This window comes from Paenibacillus crassostreae, assembly GCF_001857945.1.
Classification (GTDB): Bacteria; Bacillota; Bacilli; order Paenibacillales; family Paenibacillaceae; genus Paenibacillus_AQ; species Paenibacillus_AQ crassostreae.
The window spans coordinates 982,291-1,007,510 of record NZ_CP017770.1; the positions used below are offsets into that span (position 1 = coordinate 982,291).

The 25,220-nt window shown below is 42.1% G+C and carries 36 protein-coding genes; 2 read left to right on the forward strand and 34 right to left on the reverse strand.

Annotated elements, in window-relative coordinates; all coding sequences use genetic code 11:
- Positions 1 to 425 precede the first annotated feature (425 nt).
- Positions 426 to 1,028 carry an Ltp family lipoprotein gene (locus LPB68_RS04860; protein WP_232510259.1) on the forward strand — a complete coding sequence of 201 codons (603 nt, stop codon included), beginning with the start codon at positions 426 to 428 and terminating at the stop codon, positions 1,026 to 1,028.
- Positions 1,029 to 1,165: 137 nt separating this feature from the next.
- Here LPB68_RS04860 and LPB68_RS04865 read toward each other — a convergent pair whose 3' ends face one another.
- The gene (locus LPB68_RS04865) at positions 1,166 to 1,498 is read right to left on the reverse strand and encodes a YolD-like family protein (protein ID WP_068659656.1); all 333 of its coding nucleotides are present in this window, start codon (positions 1,496 to 1,498) and stop codon (positions 1,166 to 1,168) included.
- A 137-nt stretch (positions 1,499 to 1,635) separates the two neighbouring features.
- Between LPB68_RS04865 and LPB68_RS04870 the strand changes: the two genes are divergently transcribed.
- Positions 1,636 to 1,839 carry a hypothetical protein gene (locus tag LPB68_RS04870; protein WP_068659654.1) on the forward strand — a complete coding sequence of 68 codons (204 nt, stop codon included), beginning with the start codon at positions 1,636 to 1,638 and terminating at the stop codon, positions 1,837 to 1,839.
- A 93-nt stretch (positions 1,840 to 1,932) separates the two neighbouring features.
- Here LPB68_RS04870 and LPB68_RS04875 read toward each other — a convergent pair whose 3' ends face one another.
- The 33 genes from LPB68_RS04875 to LPB68_RS05015 all read right to left on the reverse strand — a co-directional run bounded on the left by LPB68_RS04875 (position 1,933) and on the right by LPB68_RS05015 (position 24,866).
- Positions 1,933 to 2,991: a hypothetical protein gene (locus LPB68_RS04875; protein ID WP_068659652.1), complete on the reverse strand. Its 1,059-nt coding sequence runs from the start codon at positions 2,989 to 2,991 to the stop codon at positions 1,933 to 1,935.
- Entirely contained in the window at positions 2,991 to 3,521 is a 531-nt protein-coding gene (locus LPB68_RS04880; RefSeq protein ID WP_068659651.1) for a DUF6932 family protein, read from the reverse strand. Before LPB68_RS04880 ends, LPB68_RS04875 begins: the two co-directional genes overlap by 1 nt.
- Positions 3,522 to 3,697: 176 nt before the next feature.
- On the reverse strand, positions 3,698 to 4,303 hold the full coding sequence (locus LPB68_RS04885; protein WP_068659649.1) for a lysozyme: 606 nt from the start codon (positions 4,301 to 4,303) through the stop codon (positions 3,698 to 3,700).
- Entirely contained in the window at positions 4,300 to 4,707 is a 408-nt protein-coding gene (locus LPB68_RS04890) for a phage holin family protein (RefSeq protein ID WP_068659647.1), read from the reverse strand. The genes LPB68_RS04885 and LPB68_RS04890 overlap by 4 nt, the downstream gene beginning before the upstream one ends.
- Positions 4,708 to 4,790: 83 nt before the next feature.
- Complete coding sequence (locus LPB68_RS23085) at positions 4,791 to 4,931, reverse strand: CD1375 family protein (RefSeq protein WP_198402171.1); 141 nt, start codon at positions 4,929 to 4,931, stop codon at positions 4,791 to 4,793.
- Positions 4,932 to 4,986: 55 nt separating this feature from the next.
- Positions 4,987 to 5,118 carry a CD1375 family protein gene (locus tag LPB68_RS23650; RefSeq protein WP_252100556.1) on the reverse strand — a complete coding sequence of 44 codons (132 nt, stop codon included), beginning with the start codon at positions 5,116 to 5,118 and terminating at the stop codon, positions 4,987 to 4,989.
- 1 nt (position 5,119) lies between these two features.
- A complete protein-coding gene (locus LPB68_RS04895) occupies positions 5,120 to 5,521 on the reverse strand; it encodes a hypothetical protein (protein WP_068659645.1) in 402 nt (133 codons plus the stop codon).
- Between the two features lie 21 nt (positions 5,522 to 5,542).
- On the reverse strand, positions 5,543 to 7,084 hold the full coding sequence (locus tag LPB68_RS04900) for a tail fiber protein (protein ID WP_068659643.1): 1,542 nt from the start codon (positions 7,082 to 7,084) through the stop codon (positions 5,543 to 5,545).
- Between the two features lie 8 nt (positions 7,085 to 7,092).
- Positions 7,093 to 7,644 carry a phage tail protein I gene (locus LPB68_RS04905; protein WP_068659641.1) on the reverse strand — a complete coding sequence of 184 codons (552 nt, stop codon included), beginning with the start codon at positions 7,642 to 7,644 and terminating at the stop codon, positions 7,093 to 7,095.
- On the reverse strand, positions 7,644 to 8,762 hold the full coding sequence (locus tag LPB68_RS04910; protein WP_068659639.1) for a baseplate assembly protein: 1,119 nt from the start codon (positions 8,760 to 8,762) through the stop codon (positions 7,644 to 7,646). Before LPB68_RS04910 ends, LPB68_RS04905 begins: the two co-directional genes overlap by 1 nt.
- Entirely contained in the window at positions 8,759 to 9,064 is a 306-nt protein-coding gene (locus LPB68_RS04915) for a hypothetical protein (protein WP_068659637.1), read from the reverse strand. Before LPB68_RS04915 ends, LPB68_RS04910 begins: the two co-directional genes overlap by 4 nt.
- 2 nt (positions 9,065 to 9,066) lie before the next feature.
- Positions 9,067 to 9,663: a phage tail protein gene (locus LPB68_RS04920; RefSeq protein WP_068659636.1), complete on the reverse strand. Its 597-nt coding sequence runs from the start codon at positions 9,661 to 9,663 to the stop codon at positions 9,067 to 9,069.
- Positions 9,664 to 9,867 (reverse strand): hypothetical protein, encoded by a 204-nt coding sequence (locus LPB68_RS04925; RefSeq protein WP_068659634.1) that lies wholly within the window; start codon positions 9,865 to 9,867, stop codon positions 9,664 to 9,666.
- Positions 9,867 to 10,796 carry a phage late control D family protein gene (locus LPB68_RS04930; protein ID WP_068659632.1) on the reverse strand — a complete coding sequence of 310 codons (930 nt, stop codon included), beginning with the start codon at positions 10,794 to 10,796 and terminating at the stop codon, positions 9,867 to 9,869. The genes LPB68_RS04925 and LPB68_RS04930 overlap by 1 nt, the downstream gene beginning before the upstream one ends.
- Positions 10,797 to 11,021 carry a LysM peptidoglycan-binding domain-containing protein gene (locus LPB68_RS04935; protein WP_198402170.1) on the reverse strand — a complete coding sequence of 75 codons (225 nt, stop codon included), beginning with the start codon at positions 11,019 to 11,021 and terminating at the stop codon, positions 10,797 to 10,799. It lies immediately after the preceding gene.
- The gene (locus LPB68_RS04940) at positions 11,014 to 12,921 is read right to left on the reverse strand and encodes a phage tail tape measure protein (RefSeq protein WP_068659630.1); all 1,908 of its coding nucleotides are present in this window, start codon (positions 12,919 to 12,921) and stop codon (positions 11,014 to 11,016) included. The genes LPB68_RS04935 and LPB68_RS04940 overlap by 8 nt, the downstream gene beginning before the upstream one ends.
- 120 nt (positions 12,922 to 13,041) lie before the next feature.
- Positions 13,042 to 13,386, reverse strand: coding sequence for a hypothetical protein (locus LPB68_RS04945; protein WP_068659628.1), 345 nt, complete (start codon positions 13,384 to 13,386; stop codon positions 13,042 to 13,044).
- A 36-nt stretch (positions 13,387 to 13,422) separates the two neighbouring features.
- Complete coding sequence (locus LPB68_RS04950) at positions 13,423 to 13,950, reverse strand: phage major tail tube protein (RefSeq protein WP_068659626.1); 528 nt, start codon at positions 13,948 to 13,950, stop codon at positions 13,423 to 13,425.
- Positions 13,947 to 15,389, reverse strand: a complete 1,443-nt coding sequence (locus LPB68_RS04955) for a phage tail sheath family protein (protein ID WP_068659624.1) — start codon at positions 15,387 to 15,389, stop codon at positions 13,947 to 13,949. The genes LPB68_RS04950 and LPB68_RS04955 overlap by 4 nt, the downstream gene beginning before the upstream one ends.
- A gap of 17 nt (positions 15,390 to 15,406) precedes the next feature.
- A complete protein-coding gene (locus tag LPB68_RS04960; RefSeq protein WP_068659621.1) occupies positions 15,407 to 15,955 on the reverse strand; it encodes a hypothetical protein in 549 nt (182 codons plus the stop codon).
- Positions 15,952 to 16,524, reverse strand: a complete 573-nt coding sequence (locus LPB68_RS04965; RefSeq protein ID WP_068659619.1) for a phage tail protein — start codon at positions 16,522 to 16,524, stop codon at positions 15,952 to 15,954. Before LPB68_RS04965 ends, LPB68_RS04960 begins: the two co-directional genes overlap by 4 nt.
- A gap of 1 nt (position 16,525) precedes the next feature.
- The gene (locus LPB68_RS04970) at positions 16,526 to 16,849 is read right to left on the reverse strand and encodes a hypothetical protein (RefSeq protein ID WP_068659617.1); all 324 of its coding nucleotides are present in this window, start codon (positions 16,847 to 16,849) and stop codon (positions 16,526 to 16,528) included.
- On the reverse strand, positions 16,839 to 17,003 hold the full coding sequence (locus LPB68_RS22670) for a hypothetical protein (protein WP_157756215.1): 165 nt from the start codon (positions 17,001 to 17,003) through the stop codon (positions 16,839 to 16,841). The genes LPB68_RS04970 and LPB68_RS22670 overlap by 11 nt, the downstream gene beginning before the upstream one ends.
- A complete protein-coding gene (locus tag LPB68_RS04975) occupies positions 16,987 to 17,319 on the reverse strand; it encodes a DUF7210 family protein (RefSeq protein WP_157756214.1) in 333 nt (110 codons plus the stop codon). The genes LPB68_RS22670 and LPB68_RS04975 overlap by 17 nt, the downstream gene beginning before the upstream one ends.
- A 15-nt stretch (positions 17,320 to 17,334) precedes the next feature.
- The gene (locus LPB68_RS04980) at positions 17,335 to 18,369 is read right to left on the reverse strand and encodes a major capsid protein (protein ID WP_068659613.1); all 1,035 of its coding nucleotides are present in this window, start codon (positions 18,367 to 18,369) and stop codon (positions 17,335 to 17,337) included.
- Positions 18,370 to 18,383: 14 nt separating this feature from the next.
- The gene (locus tag LPB68_RS04985; RefSeq protein WP_068659611.1) at positions 18,384 to 18,767 is read right to left on the reverse strand and encodes a hypothetical protein; all 384 of its coding nucleotides are present in this window, start codon (positions 18,765 to 18,767) and stop codon (positions 18,384 to 18,386) included.
- Positions 18,767 to 19,861 carry a head maturation protease, ClpP-related gene (locus tag LPB68_RS04990; protein WP_068659609.1) on the reverse strand — a complete coding sequence of 365 codons (1,095 nt, stop codon included), beginning with the start codon at positions 19,859 to 19,861 and terminating at the stop codon, positions 18,767 to 18,769. The genes LPB68_RS04985 and LPB68_RS04990 overlap by 1 nt, the downstream gene beginning before the upstream one ends.
- Before the next feature lie 16 nt (positions 19,862 to 19,877).
- The gene (locus LPB68_RS04995) at positions 19,878 to 21,416 is read right to left on the reverse strand and encodes a phage portal protein (RefSeq protein WP_198402173.1); all 1,539 of its coding nucleotides are present in this window, start codon (positions 21,414 to 21,416) and stop codon (positions 19,878 to 19,880) included.
- Between the two features lie 65 nt (positions 21,417 to 21,481).
- On the reverse strand, positions 21,482 to 21,715 hold the full coding sequence (locus tag LPB68_RS05000) for a DUF6148 family protein (protein WP_068659605.1): 234 nt from the start codon (positions 21,713 to 21,715) through the stop codon (positions 21,482 to 21,484).
- Positions 21,716 to 21,739: 24 nt separating this feature from the next.
- Complete coding sequence (locus LPB68_RS05005) at positions 21,740 to 23,608, reverse strand: phage terminase large subunit family protein (protein WP_068659603.1); 1,869 nt, start codon at positions 23,606 to 23,608, stop codon at positions 21,740 to 21,742.
- Complete coding sequence (locus tag LPB68_RS05010; protein ID WP_068659601.1) at positions 23,580 to 24,113, reverse strand: hypothetical protein; 534 nt, start codon at positions 24,111 to 24,113, stop codon at positions 23,580 to 23,582. The genes LPB68_RS05005 and LPB68_RS05010 overlap by 29 nt, the downstream gene beginning before the upstream one ends.
- Positions 24,114 to 24,415: 302 nt before the next feature.
- Positions 24,416 to 24,592: a hypothetical protein gene (locus LPB68_RS22675; RefSeq protein ID WP_157756213.1), complete on the reverse strand. Its 177-nt coding sequence runs from the start codon at positions 24,590 to 24,592 to the stop codon at positions 24,416 to 24,418.
- Positions 24,585 to 24,866: a hypothetical protein gene (locus LPB68_RS05015; protein WP_068659599.1), complete on the reverse strand. Its 282-nt coding sequence runs from the start codon at positions 24,864 to 24,866 to the stop codon at positions 24,585 to 24,587. Before LPB68_RS05015 ends, LPB68_RS22675 begins: the two co-directional genes overlap by 8 nt.
- Positions 24,867 to 25,220: the final 354 nt, after the last annotated feature.

Sequence of the window (25,220 nt, forward strand, 5' to 3'; positions counted from 1 at the left end):
TACCGTATTCCTCCAATTTTAAACTTGTAATTATATCCAAACCACCCCCTTTCATGTGAACACAAAAAAAAGCCGCTACATATCAAGATAAGAAAAGTTATCTCCAGTCAATCCATTGCGTTCTATTGACTAAAATCAATAGACCAGGATTTTTTTAAAAAAAGAGATAGTACTTCTTAAACTTGAATGTAGCGGCTTTGACATATATTCATAAGCTCGCTTTAACTCAACAATTATAACTCATAGAATGATCCCTTGTGCGCATGCTAGGGATTAAGTGGTTAGAAAGTAACTAATATAGTATTTTCATATACTACCAGATAGATCCTCCATTTGTAAAGTATCTCTTAAAAATGGTGGTAGTATTTACCTAGTTCTGATAGACTAGGTTTGTCATATATTATCATAATTTAGGGGGAAATACATTGAAGAAACCAGTTTATAAAAAATGGTGGTTTTGGGTCGGTATCTTTATTGTGATCGGAATTATAGGGAACATGGGCGAAAAATCAGATACTACAGCAAGCGAACCAACGACTACCCAAGCCAAAAACACCGTTGTTGATGAAGCGGAGAAAAAGGCTGATGACACTGCTAAACTAGAAGCAGATCAAGCGGCCAAAGATAAGGCAGATCAAGAAGCTAAAGATAAAGCCGATGCCGAAGCCAAGGTTGCTGCTGAAGAATTAGCTGAAAAGGAAGCCCAGGCAAAAGAGGATAGTATCCCTAGGGAACATAAATCAGCTTTAATCAAAGCGGAATTATATGCAGAAACTATGCACATGTCAAAGGCAGGTACTTACGATCAGTTGACTTCTGAATATGGAGAGAATTTCCCTCCAGAAGCCGCTCAATATGCTATTGATAACATTGTATTCGATTGGAAAGAAAGTGCATTAAAAAAGGCGCAAACATATGCAGAATCTATGAGTATGTCAGACTCGGCTATTTACGATCAATTAATTTCGGAATACGGGGAAAAATTCACTGCGGAAGAAGCACAATACGCGATAGATAATTTAGAATAAGATAAAAAAGCGACCTATCGTCGTGATTGTGATATGCTCCCATCATTGTAAACAGTAGAAAATCAAATGTTAATAAAAACAATCCCACTAACCTATATGGCTGAGGGATTGTTTTTATTGATTTCAGACGAAAGACTTTACACCTCAGCTGATATGATATTTTCGAATTTAATCCATTCCCACTCACCATCGAATATGAACTTGATCTCTTGGCGGTATATATTAGCCGATTCAACTATCCCTCTTAGCTCCTTATTCTCGAACGGTCCATATACCTGGAGCGTAATAGTTGCATGCTCATTTAAAGATTCGCCAATCGCTCGTTCTACTGTTTCCCATTGTTGTTCATCTAAGTTTGGTTTCTTCCTTCTGTGAATCTCCTGCGCTTGCTTTATAACTGCTTCTTTGTGCTGTGGGATAATCATCCGCATTGATTCATACAGTCCATTTCCCTCAAGTCTTTTACTCATCTCATACACTCCCTTAATAAGAACGTTTGTTTGCATTATAACCAAACAGGCGTTCGTTTATCAATGTCAGAATATCCTAAGAAGGGTTTTAAAGTTATAGGAAAATAAGTTATCTTAATTATTTGGAGGTGCGTCGAATGGATGTGAAGGGTGAGTTACATAAAGCTGTAGAAAAGAATCAGAGCGTGTCCTTGAGGCTTGCTAGTGGCGAGTTTATAACAGGAGTGGCAGAAGTGTCCAATGATCCCGAACGTGTCAAGGTGCGAGCGTCAGAAGGTCCTATGTGGGTGCCGTACGTGGATGTGGAGAAGGTATCGAGGGTTATAGATATGTTTCATTGAACGTACAAGGACCCTGCCAGTGAGCGACCAGCAGGGTCTTTACTTAACTGATAAAGGTTTGGGTTAATCTCTGACACTAGTATAAATGATAATTTAATTATGAATGTTCGTTTCAGTAATTTCCTCTATCTCCAACCTTAATAATTTGTTATTACTTGAATAGATAATAAACCCAGTTAAATCCACTCTTTTATTTAAAAACATTTCTAAATCCTGATCTTCTTTAACATTTGTGAAATAACATTTTATCTCGTCGTGGGTAGTTTCTTCGTAAACTAAGGGGCGAATAATCAGACTCCTATCGTCCAAATCCATTCCACGAACTGTTCCACTTCCGGTAATGTATTCTTTATCAGGAACAAGCCGCTTTGCTTGTTTAGATAAAAGTTTTCGAGTCTCTTTGGTTGTGTTGATATAGCGCTGACTAACGTTTAAGTTTTGAATCTCAAATGAGACGGTTTCAATATTCGACTGAGCACTTGGTACAACTTGTTTCGCGTAATGAATTATCTTAAGAAGATCTTTTTCCTCATACTTTTCAGTTAATTCATTAAATATTTCTTCATTTTCTGCAGAAGCAATTGCCGACAACAATAGATTCATGGATTCAGTAATAATTTCATTTTGAGCGGCACTCTCTTTAAATTTTTCCCAAGGATCTTCTGCAAATGTAAAGATATCAAGTTGACCCTCTTCAGCCTTTAACTTCATTTCTGGTTTTTTAAGCCCTAATTTCAAACTACCTGTAGCAGTCGCTGTTAAATCGAAAGAATCAGAGAACCCATTAAACTGAGATTTGAAATCAATTTTCCGCACTTTAGAAATAACATTGATCGCTTGTCTATTAGCGCTAGCTAGTTTATTTAGAAAATTACCAACTGAACCAATAGGGCCTTTACCATTATGAAACTGCTCCCCATCTATCCTAATCCAAAGGTCAACCTCCTTGTCATCTGGATATAGTTTACAAGCTACTTCATCCTGAAGGATCTCGCTTAGTTGTTTCTCTAAACTCCCTACTAGATATTTCGCAGATGGCTCATAAAAATTCAAAAGATCGTTATTGTCCTGATACGATGCTTTAATCCTATTTAGATTCTCCCTAGCCTTTTTCAAACTCTCCATGATTTCTGACAAGGAGTTTTTAACCATTAGATATCACCTCCATCAAGATATACTTTAAGTATACCCTTACTCTGAGGAACTATTACCCAGTCAGGATCCCTTTCTGGATCCCTGTCTCTAAGTTTTCCGTTAGCCCCACCTGTTCTAAAAAAATCCACCCAATGGTTCAAGGAATCCTCTGTATCTGCCAGCAATAAATGTGTGCCAAATAGCGACCGAATTGCTGTTTGATTTTCAGGAGACATAAATAAAAAAATTGCATGTTTATCATGTTCATCTAATGTTTTTAGAGCTTCTTCAATTACTGGAGGGGGGATTAAAGCTGCAAAATCTACATCCCCAGGCTCTTCTCTACCAGTAACAAAACTACCGTCTATAAGGAGAGCTTTTGGTTTTAATCCAAGTCCAATCAATCTGTTAATCAGATTTTTGAATAGTCCCCATAAATATATTCTTTTCTCAGAAAACAAGAACCTTTGTTCGATTTCCTCTATTGTACACTCATACAGCCCGTCTGGTAAATGATAATTATCGAAGAAGTCAGGTATATTTTTCAAACAAAACAGCCCTTCTCTGAATATTAGCTATGTACTTAGGATTATTTTCCTATTCACCAAGTTTCCATCAGATTAGAGAATATGTCAATTGTATTATGCAGACTTAATAAAAAATTCCCACCGACCGAAGTCAGCAGGGTTATAGCATTCAAAATCCCAAGCGCTTGCTAATTTACCTATCCATTTTGTTTAGCTTGTCCAGAAGCCACTCGCAACACATCTGCCAATCTACCAATCTCTTTTTTATCTGCTACTGTCTTAGCCACTCCATAAGCTGGCTTAAGATATTTATCAATAATTGCATCAGCATCTACCTTTTTCACTTCTTTGTCCTCCTTAATATCATCCTTATTAAATAGGTCTAATTCCGCTTTACGCCTCCGCACCAAGCCAGCTAGTACATTTCCACCAGCCTTGTCATACTTGGTGATACTGTCGGCTATTTGTGCGATCGTCCGACCTTTGCATAAGCTCCGCAAATTGCCTGCACCGCAGTTGTAACAAAAGCTAGTTAACGCATCAAACTGATTTTGCGTGAGTTTGTCTGTAACTGGCACGTAAGACACGTTATTAACATATGCCTCATATTTGGCAAGGTCAATTACAAGCATCTTATCCGCTTGTGCTTGTGTGATCGTCTGCCATTGCTTTACGTCGGCACCATAATGCCCCCATCCGATTGTGTAATATGTTTCGGTCGCAACTGGCTTGTACGCTGTGAGTCGACACCCTTCAAACGATTTGATTAGACTTATTCCTGTTTGCGATATTTTGCGACTCATTGCCCTACCCCCTTATCGCCTGACTTACCTTTAAGGACCTCAACCGCCTGTTTAAGTCCTGGTGGGATTGGTGCATCCAATCTTCCGGCATTTTCGATTAGGCTCAACAATTCGTTAGCCAAGTAAAAAAATATGGCTGCATCTCGGAATAAGTGCGACCCACCTAGAGCCTGATCCGTAAGATGCGCCACGGCCACAATCGCAAAGATAACCATCTTACGTGCAATGCCCCACAACCCAATATTACTTTTAAGCTTGCCCTCTTTAGCTGCAGCTGCAACCCCTGTAATATAATCTAAAACGACAAACACCAATAAAATAGTAAGCAATGCTGACCAACCCCCAAAAAAAAATGATGCTACTACGCTGGCTACAGGTATAACAGCCTTTAAAAAATTATCCATTCTAATCCCCCTATCTTTGTATAAAAATAGCCCCCGAGGATCCGAGGGCAAAATAAAAACACACTGCATAAGTGTGTTAGAGTTTAAACTGTTTCAGATTCAAAGTCATAACCTAGTGCTACAAGGTCTGCTCTCACCATTTCTTTAACTGTACCTGGTACTTGGCTAAATGTGCGACGCCCAGCAACGATTAGCGATACATATGTCGATGCGATTACTTGCATGATATCACCTCCCCTCACAAAGATTAGGCAAAATAAAAGAAGCTGTTCCTTTAGCCTATTGAGCAAGGAGATCAGCTTCTTTCAATAACTCATATTCAGTTCTAATGCTATCCGGTACACTTTCCTCTGTCCGCCTTCCGGCTTTAACTAACTCAAAGTAGGCTTTTGCGATGGCTGTTTTATCCATGTCACATCTCCATTCCTGACAACATCATTTCGTAAAGCGTAGTAATTGCTTCTTTATTATCTAAATCAGCAGATTTCAATAATTCAACTTCTTCAGTTAGTGGTTTACGATATATTGGTACTTCCGGCACTGGATTGTTTGGGTCGGGATATGAAAATTCTAATTTTAATGTTTCAGGGTTAATTTTACACCTAGTAGCCTGTTCAAAATCTTCTGAATATTGACCATATTCTAATTCGATAACCCCGACGGAATCAATAGTTCTTTCTTTCAATAGAGTATATCTATCAAAATCACTTTCTATTGTCGCTTCTACTTCATATCCGATTCGTTCCCTTGTATCAATAATTATTTCACCCGTCGACTTGTCATAATATAATCTACGTCCTACATATTGTTCCATAAAAATCCCGCCCTCCTTTATTTAACTAACGAATAATATCTGAATACCAGTATAAAAAGTTGCACCATTTTTACTCAGTACGGATAGGATACACCCATCATTAAGTACATCACTCGCACTAGCAATGTATGCATTGTCACTAGTCCCCCCGGCATTACCCAATGTCCATACTCCGAATTCCTTACTAATTGAACTCAATCTAGGGGTAGCGCCATAAGTTGCTGTAACAATGATACTAGTCGGAACAAAAGGAACACCATGGAATTCTAGTCTGTCACTTCCGTACCCCGCGGCCACGGTTTGATAAGAACCGACATTTATAATATGTGTTTTTCTACCCTCCACCAAAGTACCAACCGTACCGAATATATCTTTACCACTCCTAATATTGCCAGGAACAAAGTCAGGGTCTACTAGGTATACTGTAGAGTCTCCCCCGTTATAGTACCCTTCGGGTGCGTACAGGTATAAAGCACCGCCACCACTTACGGGGCTTTTTAAAGTAGCATTGTTACCGCTCCTAATAGGGATACTACCCTGTACACCGAATATATTTTTGTCAGCTCTGAAACTTGAAGGAACATATTCGGGATCGACTGCGATTATCGCACCATACCCGTTTGTATTTATACCTTCTTTGTAATACCCCGTATTAGGTTCGAATACCAAACTACCTTGACCGTCACCCTTCACGCTTTTAGCGTTAGCATACCCACCGTTGCCCGGATACCCTGAGTAATCAGGCATTGTTCCTACACGGTTATTACCTGATTCGTTACTAAATGTTTTACCTGCTAACACATCCACTAAGACTGCGTTACCAGTTGCTTTAATAAGAGCCGTTAATTTTGCAATCAATGAATCCCATGATTCGCTTGTAGTAGCCGATACCCCTTTGGCAACAAGCACGGCTACTACTTCCGCTTTTCGCTCATTGCCAGCTGTTTTTCCCGCGGTGGCTTCAGCCATGACAAGCCCCAAGGCTTTCTCGGTAGGGGCTATGTTTTCTCGTATTCCATCTGTCGCGTTAGAGAGCTGGACAATACCAGGTTGCGTTAGAGAAGCATCATTAATGACTATGCCTGCGAGAGCTTCATCCAATTCCTGCTGTGTAACATAAACGAGAGATTGGTCAATTGTCGCAGTGACTGTCGTAGCATCACCAACGAGTACATTCACATTGAAACTCTTCTCGATCACTCCGTCACCATTTGGTGGCAAGTAATCGGCGGTGTCCCCTGCGTTACCGTAGAAGTAAAGAATTTCTCCCTCGTCCGGATCTAAAGCAAACACACCAAATTCTCTAAAATCAAATCCCGTAACGATATCAGTATTTCTTATTACCGTACCGATCACCGCTCGAATTGAACCAATTGGTCGATTCAACGTTGTGATATCCAGTGTCTTTTTTTGACTTACCAATGCGGTCAGTGTTGCTATGGATTGACCCCCTAATGCTCCGTCACCTATAGCGATTCGTGTATAGTTTAACGCTTCTCCAGCTTGGGCTTTAGCTTGTAAAGCCCGTCCTTTGTTTGTCATTGCTGTTGCCCATGATGACATTTCCTCACCTACCCCACTAAGATATATTCTCCAACATGTACTGCTCCACCGATGTATAAGTTCAGAGGTGTTGACTCTTCCAATATCACAACTTCCAGCCATGCGCTTTTTCGTTTCACTGAATTTACAGACTTAATAAACTGTGTCGCTTTTTCATTTGTCGCTTCAGGATTGTTCGTGATCACTCTGAAATAGCCAGGTTCTCCACCGTATTCAAACCATTCTTCTACTCTTCCATCACCAAAGTAGATTTCAACAATGCGTTGAACAGCTGCTGGTGTACCTCTGATCTGAGCGAGATAAAGTACGTTGTCGATAGCCTCTCGCTTTGTCTCGATACTGGCATTAGCATCATACCAATCAGCCCCGAATTGCCAAGCCAAGACATCCAGTGCTTCTTCGGGTAGTTGATCGGTTTGGCTATAAATCATCACCTTAACGATCTCACTTGCAATCCGTTTGAATTGGCCACCTAATGCCGCAGACAATCCAATCACAGTTTCATCATCCCGCATGTATTTAGTTTGTAACTTAAGCAAATCTAAGGTTTGAAGATCCATTAGATCAGCCCCCCATAGGTCACTGCACGTACCCCAGTGCGCTTAGCGACTTCGTTCTCTGCGATCTCTGTATAGACTGGTGATGTCGGTACTACACGGTAAGCACCTGCAGCGTAAATCCGTGAAATCTGATCATCCGGAGTGATCGCTCGACCTAGCTTGCTATACTGCCAAATCTCGTATAAATCAGCCGCCCCACCTACGCCCTCTACAGCGGCTCTTATACTTGATTCTTCGGCTGATTTATCCTTGGCAATGTAATACGTTAGGTCGGTTGTGTATGTTACCTCAGTGGGCACTAGGGCGCTCACCTGATCATTTAACGGCCGTCTATTCTTAGGGCTAACTTGAGCTAGCACTTTATCAAGCACAGCTTGAGTTGGTAACGCTCCGCCTTTCATGAGCGGATAAATATTGATCACATTCGGACTGGGTGAAGTGACAGCAACATCAATAATATTCACATCAGCTGACTTGGCAAAAAAGATATAAGCATCTTCAGGACCTGCAACGCTAAATGATGCAGGAGCTAGTCTCTGACGCTCTCTATACGCTTCGTCCGTTTCTTCATCTGAACCACCTAAACTCGTATCTATGTTTGAGACACTTACAACGAATGGAACAGGATCAACCAAAAGGTTTATTTGTCCAGCAACGAAACCATTGTATTTTTCACCGCCCAGTGTGGATGTCGTTTCTACCATTCCTTCTGTCGTTCCTGCCGGTATAGTGAGTACTGAAGATGTGGAGAAGTATATTTCTCCATCCGGTGTAACTCTTGTACCAACTGGAATACTTACTGGTGTTGGCTGAATAGCTGATAAAATGAATTTCATTGTTACTGTTGCAAACTGTGCTAATAGTCTTTCAGCATTAATACGAGATCCAAGAGCATCTAAAATTTCATCAAAAGCGAAAGGTAAAAGATTCGAGTTACCTGTAAAATTAATATCATTCTTCAATGCCACAACCACCGGAAGCATTTGCAATAAAAAGAAACGTCTAGGATCTCCTGGATAAAGTGCTTGTCCAGTAGCCCGTTGATAATCTACGATGAGCTCCTGTTCAATACGCTGCGCATCCGTATCGACAAATTGGACTGGTTTAAAATCCGTCATACATCTATCACCACCTCGAAAATTAAAGTTCCATCCTCTGATAATCCTGCAAAGATCACATCTTCCACGGTTGCTCTTGGCTCACACTCATCAATCAAAGTGTATATCCGCTCGACTACAATGGGCACAGCTTCAGGAGTGGGCATATCTATAAAACTACCAGGGATACCGATTGTTCTGTCATAGGCGACTTCATAGGTAAATGTATTGATGAGTGTAAATACATTTTGGACGATCTCAGCTGCACCTGTAGCCGCCCAGTCAATGTTCTGAGTATCTGTTGTGTTAATCGTGACTAACATATCTATCCCCCCATCGAATAAATCCTTGCTTCAGATGCATTCAGACGAGCTTGTGCAACATTTATGTTAGTACGCTTCGCCGTTGGTTTATCGATATACGTAGTAGGTACAACGTTAAGTTTTGCACCACCAGAACTGGAAATTGATGTTCTTGATGAACCTGAAGAGTTTGAAGCCGCTTTTGCTGCTTGTGCTGATCCTGCCCGAACATATTCTTCGAAACTGAGGTTTATCTTAGCTGAAATGATTGTCCCTTTGTTATCGATCACTGTGTCACTCGTAGCAACGGATTTTAGGAGCCATTTATTTTTGCCAAGTGGCTTGGTCCCCAAAACAAAAAAGCCTGGGGATTGTTTATCACGTATCGCTTCCCATGCTTCTATTTGTTTTCTAACATCCGTCTTCATATCTGCTCTCAACGGAATATCAAAACTCATCGTATTAAGCGCCTGACCTTTGATATAAGTACTAGGCTTACTCTTTAATTTTTCTTGCGATTCGGTATTAAGCGATCCCGACCATTCAAGACCATCTAAAGTATAAACTTTGGTCGAGCTCACCATAAATATCTTCCCTTGAAATGATGCGATAGCCATCATCTACACCTCCCTGCGAACAGCTATAATCATTCCGTCAACAAGTATGTTTGAGAATAGGGCAACGATTGCGATATCGTTGATTTGTGGTGCCACATGATCTGCATATGGTAACTCTGCAGTTACTACACTGTCCAAATTCTTAAAAGTCACCCTCGCCTTACGCGTGACAGTATCCATGGAGCTGATCTCGCCCTTTCTGATCATCAATAACCCTCCAATGGCTTTCGTAGCTTTACTTTGGTTTTGTTATTTATTAAATCGTGGACTAATCTATCGGTAAAATATACTCCATCAAACATGCCGACATCAGTAACTTGAATAGTTGTCCCTGCTGCATAATTAGTATTTAAATTTACCGCTAGCGATCCGGTAAGCATGTGCTTGTTAAAACTTCGGATAATGCCTTTAGCCCAACGGTTAGCTTCCGCTTGATTACTTGCAAAAATATTGCGTTTAAGTGTAGGTCCGTTAGTTCCTGAAGCTGTATATTCACCTTCGATATAACCACTCAGTGCCTGACTACTGACTATGCATTTACCGTAGATATCCGTTGATTTGTCTATAAACTCAAAGTCACCGTTGATGTTCGATTCTCGAATGATGGACAGTTCAGGATCCGGAACTATCTTCTCTTGCGTGGCTTCATCATAAATCACGATAGATTTGTTATTAATCTTTAGAGCGTAGCCTTCAAGTGAGCACCGATCAGCAAGGAAAGAAAAGTCAGCTTGCTCGATCTGATCAACTCTCTCATATAGATGATTAGTAACTCCGTAAGTTTTAATAGTAAATCCGTGCCGAGCTGCTATTTGCGTGACAATTTCCAAGAAGCGGACGCTTTCCCATCCTTGCGATCGTGCTGATTTACTAGTCTGAGGTATAGATAACGCAGCAAGTCCAAAGCTACCAGCTGTTTGCATGATCTGATCGATGTACATTAATCCAGTATCATAACCGCTTTCCTTAACTTGTAGAGTATCGTTCTTAGCGGGTTTCCACTTACCCCAAATCCCCTCGGTATCTGAAAATTTGAGCGTCAGACTATCAGGGATACCGCCGGAATTGTCGATCATTTGAATGGATGTAGGGTGAACGGAAGAGGTGATATCCGTACCGTTATAGATTATCTGCACCTAATCACCCTGTTTCCAAGGCGGTAAGGTGGATGCAGCTGCATCCTCGATGATCGGGATAAACAACTCCTCACCACCTGCAAATGAAATGATTGAGCGATACCTTAGATTTGCTTGAATGATTTTCGAAGAATGTCGTTCGTCATTATAGAAATCTAAAGAAATAGCGTCGAAAGTATCTCCCGCCATAGTTGTATAAAGATGTCCTTTCACTAAATCATCCAAAGCTTACCCTCCTTTTCGACTCCCACCATGCATCAGCACGATCGAAGAAGTCATCCCCTGCTTCTTCCAAATCTTTAGATACATCACCTGAACCAGAGCCACTATATACTGGTGCAAAGACGAAAGTCGGCCTTTCACCGCCTCCTGTGTCAGCACCGATTGCTTTGGCTGTCTGATTTAACAAACTTAAGCTTCGTGGTGTACGTTTCAGTGGTATAGCTGCTTCCGGTCCTGCTTCACCGAATATAGAAGGTTGATTCGTAAATCCACCTTTTGCAAAGGCGGGAATCATCGGGATATTAATACCGAACTCTTGTCCACCAGCCCATTCAGGGAGTTGGAATTGGATTTTGTTCAGTCCGGCAATCAATTTATTTATTCCACCAATAGCCATATTGATGAAACCCTTAAATGCTGCAGTTGCTCCATCCCATAGTGTGCTAAAAAAAGAACCAACCATTTGGAAAACTGGCAACACTTTGTTCTGCCATACATCAACCATCCAAGTTGATACCTGATCCCAGTTCTGCCATAGTAGGATGATTCCAGCAACAAGTGCTGCGACCGCTAATATAACAAGCCCAATTGGTGACGTAAGGAATGCAACGGCTGAAGCAAGTGCAGTAGTAACAGTAGCTCCGATTCCAGCAGCAACATTCCACGCGGATCCTGCTGCAACCATAGCCCATGTTGCAACTGTGCTCGTACCTTTCACGACTGCATCCTTGAGATACAATGCATTAAGATATAATGTTATTGCTTTATCCTTAGATTTTGCAATTCCGAGAAATTCGTAAGCCTTGGTAATGCTTTTGATCCCAGCAGCTATTCCAGAACCAATCTTCCATAATGCCATCGCCCCCACAATTCCAAGTATTATCGGTTTAATGAGAGACCAATTGCTAGATATAAATTGACCTACATCTGTAGCCTTGTTATATACCTGACCCAATATTGCAATAAACTTGCCCACACCACTTACTATTCCTGGTATCGAATTGATGATAGTATCTGAGACTTTGGCAATAATATCTTGCAGTTTACCCATTTTCTCAGGGCTACTCGCAAAACTATCGATTAGCTGATTGCCTTTTTCATATAGCTTAGTGAATGCAGGGAGGGCTGCTTTCATGATGTTTGCAGATAGCTGCTTAAAACCTTCCCCGAATAACCTTTGTTGGTTAGCATAACCGTCCTGCGTTCTAGCGAAGTCACCCTGCGCATCCGCACTCTGCTGTAGCAAGTAGTTGTACCGGAGCATGACTTGATCACCTTGGCTCATCTTATCCCAGCTTGTCTTTATCCCTTGTGCGAGAGCGTAGGCTTCTAGGTTAGCTACACTCATGTTGATGCCAAGAGCCCTCAGTGGTTCTGTTTCACCCGATATACCAGACTTAATCTTCTCGAATGCTTCAGCAGGATCTAAGTTGTAGAAGGATGCAAAGTCCCCTGATAGTCCGGTGAGATTTTCAGACATTTGAATCAAGTGGTCGCTTGATATCCCCGAGCTTTTCATCAGTGCCCCCAAGGTCCCGGTATACTGTTTGGCTGATAGTTCGGATAGTCCAAAACTCTTTAGAGCTGTATTGGCAAAAGCATTTATTTGTTCTGCTCCTTTGCCAAAGGTCACATCCACCACGTTCTGTACTTCTGTGAGATCAGATGCGAGGTCGAGACCTTGTTTCGCTACTGCTACAAGACCGACCCCAATAGCGGCTGCTCCAATTGTTGCTGCCTTAGTAGCGATACCGAAAGCTTTACTAGCTATATTTCCAAATTTTGCAGTACTATTACCGAGACCATTAACCTTCTTGTCTGTATCCTTAATTGCCTTCGCCAAGGATGGATCGATCTTCCCAGCCAAAACGATTAAAGCTTGTAGATCACGTTTACTTGCCACGAGTCCTTTCCGCCTCCTTTTGTTGGCGTTCTGCTTCATCCGCTAATGATTCGTAAAACTCATGTAACTCAATCATGCTCATCTGCATGCACTCCGTACGAGTGGCGAAGTGATTAAAAACTAATTGAGTAATGCATCCTGAGATGTATCCGTCGCTGATGAGTCCTCCGAATCGATAAAGAAAAAATCTCGCACCAGAGCCTCCGCTTTCACAGAATCTTTTGCACTCATTCGGAGTACATCATCTGCTTCGATGGAAGGATTCTCTTTTTTAACAGCAGCCGCAAACAAGTACAAATGGTAATCTGAATCTAGTTCCTGAACCATGACCATGTTCCCGGCCTTTTTATATCCTTTCGTCGCTTCTGCCTTTTCCCTAGCTGTCATATCCTCAAGGTTGTAAGATAACTCCGTTACAGACTCACCATTAATATTTATAGCCTTGCTCAATTTAAATTTTGGCAATGTAATCCCTCCTCGAATTGTAAAAAAACAGCCCTCCTATTGGAGAGCTGTTCGAATGTTGGCCATATAGTCAACGCCATTTACTGCATACTTATAATTGAATTTATCGATTAGAAGAACTTCTTTCCCATCGATGATTTTACGTAGATAGTAGACTTCATACTCACTCGATCCGTCCGCTCCAGCGTTGACCTCAATCTTACCCATGTCGTATGTCTTATTTACTGCTGACATAAACACTTTATTCTGTTGAATACCTATCTTCGAGTTACTGGAATCAAATAGATCAACTACCCAAATGACCTCGAATTTGATTTCTCCCGGTCTAGACAACATCGGATATTGAGCAGTATCAGCCCGATTATTTACGGTAAACGTCATGGATCCAATCTGTCCGTAAGTCGGCATGTCGATCTCGCCCATAATGCCAGCACCTTTGATCGTATCAGTTAACTTTTCAATACTCGGTAGCTGCAGGTCGGAGTTGTCATCAATTACTACGAGATTTCCAGTTGTGTCAGTCGCCTTTAATTTGTACTGGATCGTTTTGTTGGTTATTTTCATTCGCTCTCACCTCCGAACAGTGCTGTTATCCCTGCGGTTGTATAACAGATACGGAATGTGAGTGACTTAGCAACTGGTGTAGTAGTGGTTAGGATGTCAAAGATAAAATCACCCTCCACAATAGAACTTGTTGGATTACTAGTCTCATTGAAGCTGATCGCACCAGCTAGAAGCTTACCGTCTGCAATTAGTCCACTCAACCATACGCCTGAGTCGTTTAAGATTGTATCCACCTTACTGCGATTTAGAGGACCATCCACATCAGCGCCATAACGACGTTGGAACGAATTGGTCAAGTATCGCAACATCCGGATGGAAGCATCAAACATGTTTTCAGGATCAGTTTCTACTCCGTATGCAAAGTTCGCATTGTGAGGACCCCACAACACCCATATACCGTCGCGGAAGTTGAATGTTGTAATCCCCTTGGTGTTGAGTTCGTTAGCTTGTAGCTCGTCAAATGCGATTACTGATCCATCACCCAAGACGGTTGCAGTTACATCAACTCGTTTATTGGAAGGTGACTCAAATGGCACATTGTCATTGGCGAAATCCGTTTGTTGCATCCGCACACCCATGATTGTAGAGGACCAAAATGTTCTCCCTGCCATACTGACCTTTGGCCAACCAACTTTCAGAGGAATATCCGTGTAACCGTTAGTTTCTTTCCAAGTGATTGCTTCAGCGATCGTGGTTGAAGTTGCTCCTACATCTAAATCAGCAAGTACAACAGCGTCCCAGTGACCGTTTATCTTTTGAGATTTAGTAATTAGTGCTTCTTTGATCTCTTTCGTCTGTGACCAACCAGGAGCCGCTAGAAGCGTTGGAATTTGATTAAGTGTCTGATAAATAAGATCGATCGTTGAAATGCCAGATCGAACGCCATCGAGATTACCGCCGATGACATCAGCAGGCAATACTTTAGTAATATCCATCTTGTTGTACGTGGTAGGTGTCGGATTAACAAGTGTCATGGTTGGGAGTGCTGTTAACTTAACGCGTCCATCTGCCAAATATTCTGCCTTGTAATCCGTTCCTTGCACCTTGCCAATGATTTCAATAGTGCTCAACACTGCTTGTCCAGTCAGATAACCCACTCCGTTAACGATGGCTACATCTTCTGTTTCTACAGTCGAGTGTACAGTCGGATCCATAACGTTAATAACGATGATCGGGCCAATAGGCTGAATACGATTTTTGAAGTGAGCATATACAGCTTCAGATAATGTAAAAGTGGACCAGTCATCTGAATATCCGATCTTTGCAACTGCATCATCGTAGTTGTTAAGTACCAATGGTACGTTTACTGCGCCTGCAGGATTGGCCAGTCGTTGAATAGGAGCTGTACCGATATAGACTGGTAATGTTCCAACCCCTGAAGGTGGTAATGTGTCCGTGCTAGGCTCGATTGAACCGTATACACCATGTTTATAAGACATTTAGCTCACATCCTTTCTTAATCTATTAAATAGTTTGGTACGTTCACGAATGGTAAAGTGACTGTTGTTGCTCTAAAGGTTAGCCAACCGACCCAATATCCAACAGGCTGTTGTTGATACATTCCCCATCTAAAAGGCTTCTGTGCGGATGTTTCGCCACCACCAATGAGGTAGTTTGATGATAATTCACGTCTGCAGATGGTCATTAAGTTGAGAAGGTCCTGATATCCCTTGTAATTCGGAATGATTACACCGGACTCAGGATATAGACCGGGGTTATAAACAACGAACGTGATCCGGATGTTAATGCCTGCATCGGATCCATCATCTTCACCATCATCCATGCCGACTACCATAGCTGGGATAGCACTCTTTACCCCATCAGGTAATTGCAAAGGTACATCTTCAAGTTGGTTAGGCGGAGGCAACCAGCCAATAAACGCATTAGGGTGCATCAGTTGATACTCTCTGATGTCATCATCGTTTGGCACCATGAGCTTGATCTTGGGGCTGACATTCACTTCACAAAAGGTTTTTATAGCTTCAAGTATCGTGTTGTCGATCATTTCGCTTTCACCTTCTTCAACCTATATTCGATCTCATGCTCAATCCGTTTTGCCAATATCTCATTAGCATCCTTTTGAATCTGATTCGACACATTTAAAGAGTCAATCATCTGTGGCACTGACAATGTACGTAGTACCTCGACCGGATATCGATCTTTACCCATCCGTTTTAAAACTTGATTTTTCCCATTAAGAGTCTGAACAAATGCTCTAGGATCAGTGTTTATCTGCTTTAATCCAGCTGATTTTTTCACCTTCACTTTTACCTTCCTCACCTTTTTGCCTGATTGGCTGATGCGAAAATGAGAAAAGGAAAGTGTGCGCCCCTCTGATTTTAAGAACGCCCTTAAGTTACCTTTTCTAGCTTTATTCTTGGTGATGGTTTTCTTCACATCAGATACTTTGATGTTGTATTCTTTTGTAACGATTCGACCCAGTTTCGTGTTGATTTGATCTAGTGTCCGATTAACTGCTGACATTGCAGCTGCAGGCATCTGCTTCTCAAAATCTTTCAGACCTACAACGACCCTGTTCAATTGTGTAGTATCGATCACGATTTTACTTCCCAAGTTACTCCCCTCGGTTCTGAGTCAACATAATCTCAAACACCCCAGTGTCTTCACCTTTTACATCATCGATCCAATACTGTTTTTTACCAAATATTTGAGAGTTGCCAACCTTGGGTTTTTGGTCACCGTATGCAGCTACTGGAATAAAGTAAAGGAGCATCCCGGTTGTTATACCGAAATACTCCTTGTCAGAACGTTTCTTTAATTGATCGTCGTCGATCATGACTGGTTTAGTTACTCCGTCAATCTCGACTTCTTCGCTAAATTCATCCACATTGAAAAAGGCCTGCGTAACGTCCAGAGCGGCTTGCTCTTTAAAGTTCACGGGAAGCCTTCTTCTTTGTCTCAGCAACGACAATAATACCCTTACGAATCTCAGCCTTTACACTCACTGGGTCAGCATCAAAAGAGGAGCCCTCACGATAAAGGACTCCTTCAATCTCAGCGTATCCGCGCACTACATTATAGGTTGTCTTCATCGACATTCACCTGCAATTCGAACCACTCAGAGTATTGCTTTATACGATCTTCTGCTTTTGTAGATGGTTCAATCTCTAGAGTTTCGAGCAGTTCTTTTTGCTCATCGGCTTTCAGCTTGGTGAAATCTTCAATGGTAGCGAGATCATCTGAAATCGGTAAATCAAGAGCTCCCATTCCTTCTTCACTAGCCATGAATTCACCGACTTTGAGATTGATCAGACGCTCACCTTCTTTTTTTGTTAGGTCCGTTAAAATATCTCCCGGACTGTAACTCTCCCCGTTGTGACGAATCTTTCCAATCGCTTTAATATCCAATACAATCATTCCTCCTTAAAGTACTTTCGCAACAACCCAGCCAGCTACGTTAGCAGGGACAGCAAGTGGACGAGACATCATTTGTAACCAACGTTGAGCAGGTTCTACAGTCACCCATGATTGTGGTGTGATCTTACCCAATACCCGCACAAACTGTTCTGACTTAGGATCCATGATCACGTTCGCTCCATAGTGGAAAGTGAACTTATCACGACTAGAGAGTATCGCTAATGTGCCTGCAGGAATGAATGGAACGTCTGCTCCTGCATCATTGGTGTACGTCCCTACGTAACTGTAGACATCCAAACCGACGTCACGAAGACGACCGTGGAAGGTAACTCCGTCAGGAAGTAAGGTTGTGTCGATAGTTCCGACATCAACACCTCTATTTTCTGCAAGCTTTAAAACTTTAGGATGACGCATGATAGAAACAGCTACATCATAATCAGCCAGTACGATGTCCGGTGTTGGTGCATTCGCATCCATAATAACTCTACGTTGCGAAGCCAAGAAAGCGATTGGATCAGAAGTCGGATCACTAAACAAATCAGTGCCGGACAGTGTCACGATGTTTTCAAAATCATATTCAATAACCTGGCTCACACCTTCGCCAACCTGCGTAACTTTACCAGTAAACATCAGTTCTGATGCTTGCTGGACTAAACGACGAGTAATAGCATCTTGGAGTTCGATGATATCCTTTGCTAGTAACTTACGAGCCCGAACTTCTGGCTGATCTGGATTAAACAAATCCTCACCTGCAGATCGTGTCTTGAGATCAATAGCCGTGATCGGTCTAGATGGTTTAATCAGAGCAGGCTTGTATTGATTCGCTGTATAACCAGTGCGTAGAATAACTTTACCTGGTTGTAATTCAGATACGTAAGGGGCAATTGGTTTGCTACCCTTCATTGTCTGCACTTCAACAGTTTCTGTTTCGAAATTCTCACCATCTTGGAAGAACTTATCCAAAATGTACGTGCTAGGCGATGGTAATTGTCCAATAACTTTCAATAGCGTTGGTAGTGCATAAATATCTTTAATGGCCATCTCTTAGTTCCCCCTTATTTCACTACTCGTTTAGTATGGATCTTAGCGTTGTTCAATGCTGCTTCATGCGTTGTGATTGTATCGGCACCGCCAAATTTCAGAGCTTCACGATTAAACTCGCCAGATACGTAGATCGTCGCGCGTTGCTGATTAACAGTCGCATCAACTTCCACATCCGCTAATACACCTACTGGAATTTTATCATCTGCTCCTACTGCTGCTGAATCTACAATCGTGCAAATCCAAGTTCCATCAGTGTGGAATCCTGTGCGGGCCATTACAGTACCGCGATCAAATAGAGCACCTACTGCGGTATTAATAATTATCGATTGAGTGACGATCGGTTGGACCATCCCAGCAATCAGATCGTCGTAACCATCAATTTCGTATGCTGCCATTATTTACGACCTCCTCTTAAGTTTTTGATTTCTTCAATCATGGCGTCAGCTTCGGCTTTTTGCACAGCTTCGGCGCTTGGATTTTCAGGTGCTTCATCAGGTTCAACATTAGTCACTCCACTATTCTTGGAATCATTCAATCGGCGTTTGCCTTCATCAGTCAGACGTTCAGCGGATGCTTTAACGATTTCCAGCGCAGTTTCTCCCGCCGTCTTTCCATCTTTGATAGCATTAGCAACAATCTCCGCTGCACCTGGTGCATTTGCTAGCGCGTTAAGGGCAGTAATACGACCTCGTTCCTTTTCTTCGCCTTGCTTAACTCCTTCATTCATAATGGAGTTGTATAGATCAGAGTGTTCAGCTTTTAATTTTTCTAAATCCATTGATCGATCATTCCCTTCATTGGTTGATTGAGCTAGATTGATAGGTTCAATTGATGCTGTAGATTGCAAATCAATGATCCCACCGTCTTTAATCATGTTCTTTAATAGCTCATTTTTGAGTTTGTCTAGCACATCTTGTGGCAGCTCCATACCACTAGGATCGCTGTTGGAAACCTCGATTTCATCATCAAACAAAATCCCATCAGCAAAACCTAATTGAACTGCTTTTTCAGCAGACATCCACGTAGTCTTGTTCATGAGATCTAACACTTCTTGTTCAGACAGCTTTGTTTTTGATTGATAGACTTTAGCGATTGATTTATCTATACCTTCCAACAATTCCAAACTGGAGCTATGGTCGCCTTTATCGCCTGAGGTATTAATTGATGCGTTATGAACCATTACTGTACCTAGTGGAGAAATCAAAACTTCATCAGAAGCAGAAATAAAAAAAGTTGCCGCGGAAGCTGCAACACCTGTGATTTTTGATGTTTTCTTACCTTTGTATTCCTTTAATGCCGCATAAATTTCACCTGCTGCATACACGGATCCGCCACCACTATTGATGTACAACTCAACATCATCACCACCAGCCTTATCAAGCTCGCTTATGACACGCTTTGGCGATATAGTCTCTATCCCTAGCCAATCGTAAATAAATGAATTGCCACCACTTACAACAGGCCCGTTAAGCTTAATTTTCTTCGCCAATATCTTTCACCCCCCTTCATTCATCGTCGTCACTATCATCTTCATTATCTAGTTGTCCACCCCCTTCCACGAGTCCGTATTGCTCGCGTATTCTCTTCTCATATGCAAGTTGGCGGATGTTACTTTCGTACTCGGTACCAGTCAATTCAGCCGCTTCACGCTGGTTGGTGCTGTATCCGTTAGTGACTCTAATAACAGCAGCGTTCGCTTCTTTGACAGGATCTAGTTGGCCTTGTGATGGTCCATGCCAATCTGCACGAGTGTATGATTTGAATAATAATGGATCATCAAAGACACCAGGTGCATTGATTCGACCTTTTATCACAGCTTCAGCGAACCACTCTTCATAGATAGGTTGGCAAAAATCAGCGGCCATCCAAGATCGACGCATCCTAAACATCTTCCAAGCTTCCAGCATGGCCGCTCTAGATGCTGAATAAGATGCTGTAAAGTGTTTCAACAACAGTTCATATGGAATCTCTAGCGACGCCCCTACTTGGCGTAAGATAGATGTGACGAACGGATCGAATAATGCATTCGGTCGTCCAGGGTTAGCTATATTAGCCTTTTCGCCCGGCCGAAGGAATTGAACAGCTCCGTTGCCTAGTTGTAAGTCGCCTTCATCAATTTGTGGTACCGGTTCACCCGTTGGGTTATCTTCCAAGTTGGTTGATGATCCAAGTCCAAACTCATCTGGGTCCTCACTCTCTGATTCAATAAACACCGTGAACATTCCACTGATTACAGCTGCCATTAACTCCGCTTCAGTGTACCTCTCCAATTGCTTCAAGGACTCGATCACCGGTGCGAGTATCGGTACACCTCGACGTTGTTCAGGTCGTTCAGCTTCCATGAGATGAAGAACGTTTCTGCGCCCACTCTCAACTCCAACTACATCAACTTTTTGCCAATCCATCGCTGTTGCAATTGATGAACCTGGGTGCTTATTAGAAAACCAGTATGAAACGATCATGCCATCTTCATCCACCTCAACACCACTACTCAGCTTGTTATTCATCGAAGCGCTCTTTGTAGTTGGCGAGCTGCACCGATCCGCTTCGAGCAGTCGAATGCGCAAATCATAAGTAGCATGTTTACGTGGCAACAATGGGAGCAAAGCAAAAGTATCACCGCTCATCATCCACGAAAGGAAAGCAAGTTGTTGAAGTTCGTAGAAATTATGAAGTCCAGTCGCATCGCAGTCTTTAGAATCAGCCCAAAGAGCAAATTCCCGCTCGATCTGTCGCTTCAAATTACCCGCTTCTTCTTCTGATAGGCGCAAAAAATCGGCATCAAAGTTAGGTTTAAGTCTTAACCCTGTGCCGATTATATTAGTTCGTAATGTTTTAATAGACCCATTCGCGAGTGAACCGCCCATAAACAGATCTCTTGCTCTTGGTCTTAGTGCTTCAAGGTTATCCTGGATGTCCTCTTCTGCATCCCCTGCTACTGGATTCCATGAAACTAGAGATTTCTTTCTTCGACTCGCTCCATGGTCGCCGTATCCTTGGTTAAATACTTCTCTTACAGCGCGTTGCCGAGTTATTTCTGTCATAGCCTTTTCTCGCTTGAGCGCCGTTGAAGGAGATATCATTTCAACCAAGCGATCCAAGCGGCCCATTAATCGATAGGAACATACCGACGGACCCTACTAGGTAGTTTAGAACCGTTTTGTTTCTTACCGAGGGTATCCGCTTCTTTTCTCCAGAAGTTTATTCGTTCACGAATTTGCATAAGGTTAGCTCTAGTTAACTCGCGACTACCTATCTTATAACTTTGTCCAGTAGTCACAGCTAATTCGGCTGCTAGCCACGCATTAAGATGCTCATTTGCTGTTTCAAGTGTTATCGACATTTCCTTTTCACCTCCTCTCAGGTATTAGACACTGCTTTTCGTCCCTCTTCTACGTGGTTTTGATGGTACTGATCCACTAGTTGATACAACCCCAATTACAGGTAGATCAGCATCAAGATTCGGATTCAATATTTCGATAGCAGCTCTATTGTAAACAGCTAGATCCAGCGGTTCATTCCTTGTCCGGACCTTAACCCAAACATAATAAGGAACACCATTCTTAACTCTTTTCTGCATTGCTTCAGCTGTTAATCCATCAAAATAATCTTGATTATATCCGCGGTTATTATCTTTCGTTGTAAGAGGGAAGTGACAGTAACCTTGTGGCTTGTCACCATACTCGTCAACCAGCGGAATTTTAAGAGCACTCATTACTTTTGATTTACCCTCGTCAACACCAAGTCGTACAACAGTCGCTCGGTACCTGTTATTTGTCGATGTCCCATTAATAAGTGGCTTGTACGTTCCATCGCCCGAAGCTTCCCCTTTGATTGCAAAAACCCTTCTTGATGATCGTGCTTTACAAAACTTGTACACCTCACCAGTAAAGTGACCACCTGAGTCCATGCAGGTTAGTGCAATTTTGAATTTACGACCCTCTGCATCTTCCCAAGTCCTTTTTAGGAACTCATCGAGATCGTTCCACACTTGCGACTGTTTTAGATCACCGTAGATAACCTGGTATTGAATTCTCCATGACTCGTGATCTTTTCCCCATCCTTGGACTTCTACTTCAAAGCGATTATCTTGAGTATCCACTGCTGCAGTCAGAACCTTTACTCCTTCTGGTATATCGGAATGATACATTTCACGGCGATTGAGAAGTATCTCTGAATCCATCTGTTCGCCTTTTTCTTCCCATGACTCAGCCATAGAGGTGTTGAAGAAGGTTTTAAGCATCTCTTTACCACCACGGTCTGCCTTTTTGAAGTCTTCGACGATACTGAACCAGTTAGAAAATGTACTTGCGAGCTCATTCAGATGGAATCCACGGGTACTTTTGTGTTCGCGCTGTGCAATCCACTTCGCTCTCTTGGCATAATCCTTTTTCCATTCATTTTCTGCATGCAAGGCTCCACAACTCTTGCAAGCATGTTCAACTTTGGTTGCCGTGTTCGTTTCTTTGTTGTATTCGAATTTAATCTGTGCCCATTTGAATGGTTGATATTCTTCACAGCTCGGACAAGGTACACACCATTCCTCCATAGAGCTGTCTTGATATGCGCTCTCGATTCGAGATGCTCCTTTGATTGTTGGAGTGGATACGAGAATGATCTTTCTGTTTGGAAAAGTCTTAGTACGAACTGTAGCTAAGTTAACCGGATCTCCTTCAACTCCTGCCGAAACTGGGTATCTATCTATCTCATCGCATAACAGAATTCGAATAGGTTTGGAAGCCAAAGAAGCAGGGCTATTAGCGCCAGCTAAGTTGATACGGCCACCAGGGAAAGACTTATAAAGTAATGTATTGCTAGAATCCTTCGTCTTTCTACTGGTGACCAGCTTGTTCAACTGCTTTGAATCCCGGTACATTGGAGCTAGCCTATCCTTCGAGAACTCTTTAGCAAGTACCAATGTAGGCTGGACCATCATAATAGGTGCTGGCTCATGCCCTGTGTAATAACCAGCCACGTTATTTTGAAAATCGCTCTTTCCTGTTTGACTCGCCCACATCATAACGATCGTATTTATTTCAAGATCGCTCGTCGCTTCCATTGGAACGCGTTGATAAGGTGCGCGATCAGTTCTCCACTGACCCGGCTCACTTGATGACTCAGGAGATAGGATTCTATGTTTATCAGCCCAATCAGCAACACTCATTGGTTCAGGTGGCGCGACCAATCTCACAACTTTCTGTAATAACCTAAGAGTCTGCTTCTTCTGCTCCTTCATCGTTACGATCACCACCATTCAACGGGTCGTAATCTGACAGGTTAAGTAATGCCGACGTTATTTCCTCACTCATAAGGAGCCGAATTTCTTTGGGATCTGTCAAATATGAAAGCTCTGAAGATAATCTTGTAGGAAGTGCTGAGAGTCTCTTTCTGAATTCGACAATCAGATCGCCCCAAGCTTCCTGTACATCTTCTGTGGTGTGGAGATTCCCGCGCATTTCATCTAAATCTAGTTGAGCCATTTCCATCTTGATCCGTTCATGCTCCGTCTTATGATCGACTAGGCGGGGCTTGCCGTCATTTTCTTTACCACCTGATGAATACTCAACGTACGTTTTAATAGAATCTCCAAGAATGTACTTCCCTCTAGCTACCTGTTTCAAAGTTCCATCACTGGTTAATTGCCTGATCCAGCGAGCAGATTTACCGACGATGGCAGCCAACTCTCCGGTTGAAATCTCTCTTTCATTTAATGGTATTACTTCCGCTTTGGTTTTCGCCATCGTCCTCTCCTCACTTCCGCTTTTCATGCGAATTTTATTAGTTTTATTTTTCAAGTCATTTAATGAAGAAATAATCTAAAAACACATCAATTAGGCAATTTTGAAATGGAAGCGGAAGTGAAATTCAAAATTAAAATCTAGGGCTGTTTCGGGCTCGCAAGCACCCGTGATCGTTTTTATATGCTCAGAGGGACCCATTGATCTATTTCAGGCATCATTAAAGCATAATTAATCCGTAATCACCGTCATATTCAGCATGATTGATCTATTTAATAGAACAATCACATCAGACACGAAGAACTTTATTCATTGCCATTCATATCGTTGTATTCAACAGGCTGATCTATGAACAATACTTCTCTAATGATCCCCATAAATAGTACACGTTCTTCATCTGCTAACTCACTGAACTTATCGATCTCAATGATCTTCTCACTCTCTCGTTCACCCATACGTAATGTAGATTGAATTCTAATCATTATCAATCACCCCTCTCATACGTTCCACCGATAACTCATTAGCGATTTCCATTGTAGGCAGGACGATCATGGTAGGCACCACATTGCCATATGTTCCTCTCTTCCGATCTATCTTTTTCTTATCTATATACAACGTGCAGTACATGAGCACACTCACCAACCAGTTCGCGATCGGCGCAACCTTCTTATATATTTCATCCTTGATGGGCTCGAATGCCATCTTTACCTCATGGATCGATTCTTCATATGATTGTTCTTTAGGCGTTCTCACCATCTCTTTATCTCTCCTCTCTATACCTTCCTTGTATAAATGGACAAAGAAAAAGCCACTCCTCTTTAGAAGTGACTTGTGTATTCATATCTACTTTATAGCACTAAAGTTACATAGACGTGTTAAAAGATTTAAGTTCGAAAGAATGTAAAGAAGGCGACATTGCCCCGCCCTGCCTATCGGCATTCCCCACGCTAGCCCCGATCTAAAACCGCTTCGCATCGGTGCCCATATTTTTTTTAATTCTCTTTCTCCACGACACTTAAGTTCAAGTGCACACGTAACGCTACGCTCCGTGTTTAAGATCTCTATACTTAGTTACTATGGTGTAAGTACAAGATCATTATAACGAGATTT

What these genes read in the sequence shown, in the direction of transcription:
- LPB68_RS04865 (WP_068659656.1), bottom strand. Translation starts at nt 1,498, where the DNA reads ATGAGTAAAAGACTTGAGGGAAATGGACTGTATGAATCAATGCGGATG.
- LPB68_RS04870 (WP_068659654.1), top strand. Translation starts at nt 1,636, where the DNA reads ATGGATGTGAAGGGTGAGTTACATAAAGCTGTAGAAAAGAATCAGAGC.
- LPB68_RS04875 (WP_068659652.1), bottom strand. Translation starts at nt 2,991, where the DNA reads ATGGTTAAAAACTCCTTGTCAGAAATCATGGAGAGTTTGAAAAAGGCT.
- LPB68_RS04885 (WP_068659649.1), bottom strand. Translation starts at nt 4,303, where the DNA reads ATGAGTCGCAAAATATCGCAAACAGGAATAAGTCTAATCAAATCGTTT.
- LPB68_RS04890 (WP_068659647.1), bottom strand. Translation starts at nt 4,707, where the DNA reads ATGGATAATTTTTTAAAGGCTGTTATACCTGTAGCCAGCGTAGTAGCA.
- LPB68_RS23085 (WP_198402171.1), bottom strand. Translation starts at nt 4,931, where the DNA reads ATGCAAGTAATCGCATCGACATATGTATCGCTAATCGTTGCTGGGCGT.
- LPB68_RS23650 (WP_252100556.1), bottom strand. Translation starts at nt 5,118, where the DNA reads ATGGATAAAACAGCCATCGCAAAAGCCTACTTTGAGTTAGTTAAAGCC.
- LPB68_RS04895 (WP_068659645.1), bottom strand. Translation starts at nt 5,521, where the DNA reads ATGGAACAATATGTAGGACGTAGATTATATTATGACAAGTCGACGGGT.
- LPB68_RS04900 (WP_068659643.1), bottom strand. Translation starts at nt 7,084, where the DNA reads ATGTCATCATGGGCAACAGCAATGACAAACAAAGGACGGGCTTTACAA.
- LPB68_RS04905 (WP_068659641.1), bottom strand. Translation starts at nt 7,644, where the DNA reads ATGGATCTTCAAACCTTAGATTTGCTTAAGTTACAAACTAAATACATG.
- LPB68_RS04910 (WP_068659639.1), bottom strand. Translation starts at nt 8,762, where the DNA reads ATGACGGATTTTAAACCAGTCCAATTTGTCGATACGGATGCGCAGCGT.
- LPB68_RS04915 (WP_068659637.1), bottom strand. Translation starts at nt 9,064, where the DNA reads ATGTTAGTCACGATTAACACAACAGATACTCAGAACATTGACTGGGCG.
- LPB68_RS04920 (WP_068659636.1), bottom strand. Translation starts at nt 9,663, where the DNA reads ATGATGGCTATCGCATCATTTCAAGGGAAGATATTTATGGTGAGCTCG.
- LPB68_RS04925 (WP_068659634.1), bottom strand. Translation starts at nt 9,867, where the DNA reads ATGATCAGAAAGGGCGAGATCAGCTCCATGGATACTGTCACGCGTAAG.
- LPB68_RS04950 (WP_068659626.1), bottom strand. Translation starts at nt 13,950, where the DNA reads ATGAAAATAACCAACAAAACGATCCAGTACAAATTAAAGGCGACTGAC.
- LPB68_RS04955 (WP_068659624.1), bottom strand. Translation starts at nt 15,389, where the DNA reads ATGTCTTATAAACATGGTGTATACGGTTCAATCGAGCCTAGCACGGAC.
- LPB68_RS04960 (WP_068659621.1), bottom strand. Translation starts at nt 15,955, where the DNA reads ATGATCGACAACACGATACTTGAAGCTATAAAAACCTTTTGTGAAGTG.
- LPB68_RS22670 (WP_157756215.1), bottom strand. Translation starts at nt 17,003, where the DNA reads ATGAAGACAACCTATAATGTAGTGCGCGGATACGCTGAGATTGAAGGA.
- LPB68_RS04980 (WP_068659613.1), bottom strand. Translation starts at nt 18,369, where the DNA reads ATGGCCATTAAAGATATTTATGCACTACCAACGCTATTGAAAGTTATT.
- LPB68_RS04985 (WP_068659611.1), bottom strand. Translation starts at nt 18,767, where the DNA reads ATGGCAGCATACGAAATTGATGGTTACGACGATCTGATTGCTGGGATG.
- LPB68_RS04995 (WP_198402173.1), bottom strand. Translation starts at nt 21,416, where the DNA reads ATGACAGAAATAACTCGGCAACGCGCTGTAAGAGAAGTATTTAACCAA.
- LPB68_RS05000 (WP_068659605.1), bottom strand. Translation starts at nt 21,715, where the DNA reads ATGTCGATAACACTTGAAACAGCAAATGAGCATCTTAATGCGTGGCTA.
- LPB68_RS05005 (WP_068659603.1), bottom strand. Translation starts at nt 23,608, where the DNA reads ATGAAGGAGCAGAAGAAGCAGACTCTTAGGTTATTACAGAAAGTTGTG.
- LPB68_RS05010 (WP_068659601.1), bottom strand. Translation starts at nt 24,113, where the DNA reads ATGGCGAAAACCAAAGCGGAAGTAATACCATTAAATGAAAGAGAGATT.
- LPB68_RS22675 (WP_157756213.1), bottom strand. Translation starts at nt 24,592, where the DNA reads ATGATTAGAATTCAATCTACATTACGTATGGGTGAACGAGAGAGTGAG.
- LPB68_RS05015 (WP_068659599.1), bottom strand. Translation starts at nt 24,866, where the DNA reads ATGGTGAGAACGCCTAAAGAACAATCATATGAAGAATCGATCCATGAG.